Origin of the sequence: Parabacteroides sp. AF27-14, assembly GCF_003635425.1 — a bacterium.
Lineage (GTDB): Bacteria > Bacteroidota > Bacteroidia > Bacteroidales > Tannerellaceae > Parabacteroides > Parabacteroides distasonis.
Genome location: NZ_QTLZ01000053.1, coordinates 1 through 3,692, shown reverse-complemented (window position 1 = coordinate 3,692; position 3,692 = coordinate 1). Strand labels below are relative to the sequence as shown.

The window sequence follows — 3,692 nt, the reverse complement described above, 5'->3', positions numbered from 1 at the left end:
AATCATGCTAATTATCGTTAACCGTATTCAATTTTCTTATTATAGTTCATGATATTATTTTTTTAGATACTATTTATTAGGTTCACATACAACACGGAAACCGATTCCTCTGATGTCGGAGTACCACCAGATACTCTTCGGCTGTTGCGGATCGGTTTTTAACCAAGCTTCATGTTTGGTATAATCACGGGAAGCGCAGCGAAGATCTGCCGCATCGGAGGTGTAATTACCGCCTCTCACTACCCATTCTGTACCTTCAGTAACCAATGGATCTGTGGCGCTACTTCCGCTTTTAGCGTAAGCTTCAGGATCATACTTGTCGGCACAATATTCCATTACATTACCCAACATATTCTTTAAACCAAAGGGATTGGCTTTTACTAAATCCGGTTCTTGCGTCTTGTTTTTGCTGTTCTTGCTATAAATCACATAAGAACCTATACTATCAGTCTTAGCGTCGAAAAATTTACGCCAGAAGCCTTGATCGGAGAAGTCTTTTGGATTACCCGTAAAGAAATAAGGCGTTTCCGTGCCGCCACGTGCCGCATATTCCCATTCCGCCTCGGTCGGTAAACGATAAGTCTTTCCTGTTTTCTTGGATAACCATTGGCAGAAAGTCTCGGCCGCATAATGAGTCATTGTAATAGCCGGGCGATCTCCGCCACCCCAGCCTTGATCAGGGAAACCGAACGGAGGTGTAGGACCGGAGATGGCATCGACATTCGGATTACTGTTATTTGCGTATACGGTCTCTGGAGGGGTACGGCCCTCACTCATCGTATTCCCATAGAAAGCCCAGTATTGATCCCAAGTCACCTCGACCTCAGCCATGAAGAATGGACTAACGGTTACGTTGTGTACAGGTGACTCATCTGCTTTATGAAACGCCTCTTTTTCCTCACTACCCATTTTGAATGAACCTCCGGGAATGGCAATCATCTTGAATGAGACCATTGTTCCGGGAATTTGTTCTACATAATCGGTGAAAGAGGTTACTGTAGTTGGTTCCTTAAAAAACAGGCTGGTATCTATCGAGGTTGCCCCGGATGTGTTTTGTCCCGGTATGCCAACCATCTTAGAGTGATTGTAGTTCGGATTGTAATGTCCTGCATCCAAATGGCAACTAATACATTGTAGATCTAGCTTTTTCTCATTCTCATCATAATATAAATGTGCCGTTACACCATCATCGGTAATTCCTTCGGGGAATAAGTTCTGATGGCACTCCTTACAAGATTCATTGGGGATATATTTAACGGCGTGTTCCAACTCGGACTTAGTTTCCCAATTGAAATCCGCGCTGTCTTTAGTCAAGTATGACCAAACATCTTTCATACCCAATTTAGCCTTTGCGCTATAATGTTTCCAAGTATTTGTTTGGGGTGGGAGGTGACAAGCTACGCAATGTGTCTTAACGCCACTTCCATTATTTACATGTTTGGAAAGTTTCCAACTGTTTTCTACGTGAGGATGCACGTGGCACATCATACAAGATTCATCTGTCGAGAAATATACAGATGTTTTATAAAGGGCGATCATAATCCCAGCTCCCAAAAATAATCCGAGGAACAGGATAAACGCCTTACTTTTGAAAAAATACTTTTTCCTCTCAGACGAGTATCGATTTGAAAATTTGTTAGTTGTCATCTGTTTCTATGGTATACGATTTACACTAAGTCTCAATTAGATTTAAAATCGGCAATAAAAGTAGTATATTCCTTTATATATTGAAAGAAAAAATAGTCTCTTTAACGAAAAATGTTGTCTTATTTACGCTTTTTTATCGCAATGGGAAGAGAAGGAGAATAATAAAAAAGCGGCAACACATATTCATAGTGTTGCCGCTCACGCACGGAAGGAGAGGCTCGAACTCCCGACACCTGGTTTTGGAGACCAGTGCTCTACCGACTGAGCTACTTCCGTATTGCGGGTGCAAAAGTAGTTTAATAATTTGAATATGCAAGTAAAATATGAGAAAAAATAGTCTGCTTTTTAAAAAGGCATTTAGATTATATTTAGTATGTTTGCCAAATCAAAGAAAAAGGAGTGGGAGTTTTTGTGCGAGATATCAAAGGGTTGCTTGAATCTGTGTCGGTAGATAACAGGGGAGCTTTCGAACGTTTTTATAATTTATATTATGATCAGGTTTTTCGCTTCGCTTATTATTGTTTAGGCGAGAAGGAGGCATGCCGTGAAGTTGTGACAGATGTTTTTTTCTCGGTCTGGCAATCCCGGAAACGATTAAAGGATATTGATAATATAGATACCTATTTATATATTTCCGTACGTAACGAGTCTTTTCGTTTTCAAGCAAGGAATAAAGACTTGAATAGGGCTTCTTTAAATGAGTTGTTGCCATTAATGGAAGAGGAAGATGAGGGTTCTCCGGAGGAGCATTTGGAGTTAAAAGAGATGAGAGAGATGCTTGATAAAGCGATTGACGAACTTCCTGAGAAATGCCGTCTTGTGTTTTTGATGTCTCGTGAGGAGGGATTGAAAACGAAGGAGATCGCGGAAATATTATCGGTTCAAGAGAGTACGGTTCGTGTACAGATGAAGATCGCTATAGAAAAATTGGTAGCCCGGTTGAAGCCGAGTTTTCCAAATATTTCATTCTCTTTATTGCTGATGTTTATTTTTAATGTGATTTATAGATCTGCTTAAGCTTTCTATATGGGGATATTCCCTGTTAGAAGGAAAGATGATAGTTCTTTTATATCAGTAACGATTTTGTTTGCTCCGGCATTTGCTAATTCTTCTTCATCCCCGTAGCCGTAAAGGACTCCTATTGAATCTATGTTATTCGCTTTGGCCCCTTCTATATCATATTTACGATCACCGATCATGACTACGTCAGACCGTGTTTTTATATCGGTGCTGTCTAATACATATTGTATTACATCCGCTTTTTCGGAACGGCTTCCGTCGAATGTGCTTCCTCCAACAAATGCAAAATAAGATTCTAAGTGGAAATATTCTAGAATTTGTTGAGCGAAGGGTTGCGGCTTTGAGGTGGCTAAGTAGATTTTCATTTCGTTTTCGGTAAGCAAACGGAGTAATTCATCAGTACCTTGATACAGGGTATTCTCGAAAATACCTTGTTTTGAAAAATATTCCCGGTATTTAGCAATGGCTACATCTGCTTGCTCATCTGTAAACTGATAGAAGTCCTTAAAGGATGTTTTTAATGGTGGCCCGATGAAAGGGCATAAAGATCGTAAATCTTCTACTTCTATATTGAAATAGGAGAGGGCGTACTTTACAGAACTGGTAATACCAATCATAGGATCGGTTAATGTACCGTCCAGATCGAACAATATATGTTGATACCTTTTGTTATTCATTAGATATTAATAGGATTGAAAAAAGAAAGGCAAGATCTCTTTCAAGATTCTTGCCTTTTTGATGAGTCGGGATGAGAAGACTCGAACTTCCGACCTCCACGTCCCGAACGTGGCGCGCTAGCCAACTGTGCTACATCCCGTTTTTTTGTATCGTTGTCTCGATTACGGGTGCAAAGGTACACATTGTTTTTGAACCTGCAAGAGAAAAGTGGATTTTTTTGCAGGAAAAATAGATAATTTACTGTCCTGTGAATTTTTCTTTCAAAACATTTGCTGGATTAAAAATAATACCTACCTTTGCACCCGTAATCGAAACAACGATATACAAAACGACATGATGGTGCCATA

At 39.9% G+C, this 3,692-nt stretch carries 3 protein-coding genes and 2 tRNA genes; 1 reads left to right on the top strand and 4 read right to left on the bottom strand.

The features are described from left to right. Positions 1 to 69: 69 nt before the first annotated feature. Both DWY79_RS22250 and DWY79_RS22245 read right to left on the bottom strand, forming a co-directional pair. On the bottom strand, positions 70 to 1,647 hold the full coding sequence (locus DWY79_RS22250; RefSeq protein WP_008779407.1) for an SUMF1/EgtB/PvdO family nonheme iron enzyme: 1,578 nt from the start codon (positions 1,645 to 1,647) through the stop codon (positions 70 to 72). A 203-nt stretch (positions 1,648 to 1,850) separates the two neighbouring features. Continuing rightward, a tRNA-Trp gene (locus tag DWY79_RS22245) sits at positions 1,851 to 1,923 on the bottom strand. Between the two features lie 123 nt (positions 1,924 to 2,046). Between DWY79_RS22245 and DWY79_RS22240 the strand changes: the two genes are divergently transcribed. After that, positions 2,047 to 2,664 (top strand): RNA polymerase sigma-70 factor, encoded by a 618-nt coding sequence (locus tag DWY79_RS22240; protein WP_195319973.1) that lies wholly within the window; start codon positions 2,047 to 2,049, stop codon positions 2,662 to 2,664. Positions 2,665 to 2,669: 5 nt separating this feature from the next. Here the strand turns inward: DWY79_RS22240 and DWY79_RS22235 are convergent, their stop codons facing one another. After that, the gene (locus DWY79_RS22235; RefSeq protein ID WP_122370504.1) at positions 2,670 to 3,344 is read right to left on the bottom strand and encodes an HAD family hydrolase; all 675 of its coding nucleotides are present in this window, start codon (positions 3,342 to 3,344) and stop codon (positions 2,670 to 2,672) included. A 66-nt stretch (positions 3,345 to 3,410) separates the two neighbouring features. Beyond that, positions 3,411 to 3,484, bottom strand: a tRNA-Pro gene (locus DWY79_RS22230). Positions 3,485 to 3,692: the final 208 nt, after the last annotated feature.